The sequence below is a fragment of the Sandarakinorhabdus oryzae genome (assembly GCF_009733735.1).
Classification (GTDB): domain Bacteria; phylum Pseudomonadota; class Alphaproteobacteria; order Sphingomonadales; family Sphingomonadaceae; genus Sandarakinorhabdus; species Sandarakinorhabdus oryzae.
This window is the reverse complement of record NZ_WNJP01000407.1, coordinates 1-578: the sequence shown is the minus strand read 5'-3', so window position 1 is coordinate 578 and position 578 is coordinate 1. Positions and strand designations below refer to the sequence as shown.

The following is a 578-nucleotide window of genomic DNA, read 5'->3' as shown; positions in this document are numbered from 1 at the left end:
CTGGTATCAACGCAACTGCTTCTATGGCAAGCTCTATTCGTTTACTCGGCTCAAGCCGAGAGACCACCGCGATCGAAAACGGACTGTTCCTTCTCGCAGGCAAAACATGAAAACGACGCGTATCTACACCGTTATGGATCACGCGGATCTTCGGTGCCGACGCCGGAGAAATGCCTTCGACAAAGCGGCCGACAAAATGACTGACGGCAGCAATCACTGTGGTTTGATCGAGCGCCCAGTGCCGAAACAGTGCACAGGATGGGTCTTGATAGTGCCGGACGCCGTGCTCGGTCCGCAGCACCGGCAACTGACTGCGTGCGCCCGCCCTCACACCCAAAATGTGCGAGGCGAACGTATGAACGTGAATGACGTCTGCCCTCTCTGTCTTTATTAGATCAACGAGCCAGGCGAAGTCTGCGGGACCGAAGGCCCTCCACAAATAGCTCAGAGCGTTTTCATGAACCGGACCGCGGTCCCGGACATGAAGCCCGGAGCCCTGCAGCAGCTTGCGGAGTTCAGGATTAGGCGTCATGAGCGCAACCGTATGGTCCGCACCGGTGACATCCGGCCGGGAAGCC

At 57.8% G+C, this 578-nt stretch carries 1 protein-coding gene; it reads right to left on the bottom strand.

The features are described 5' to 3' along the window. Nucleotides 1-578 (bottom strand): glycosyltransferase (locus GJ693_RS16580; protein ID WP_156257291.1); only part of this gene is annotated, 578 nt, incomplete at both ends.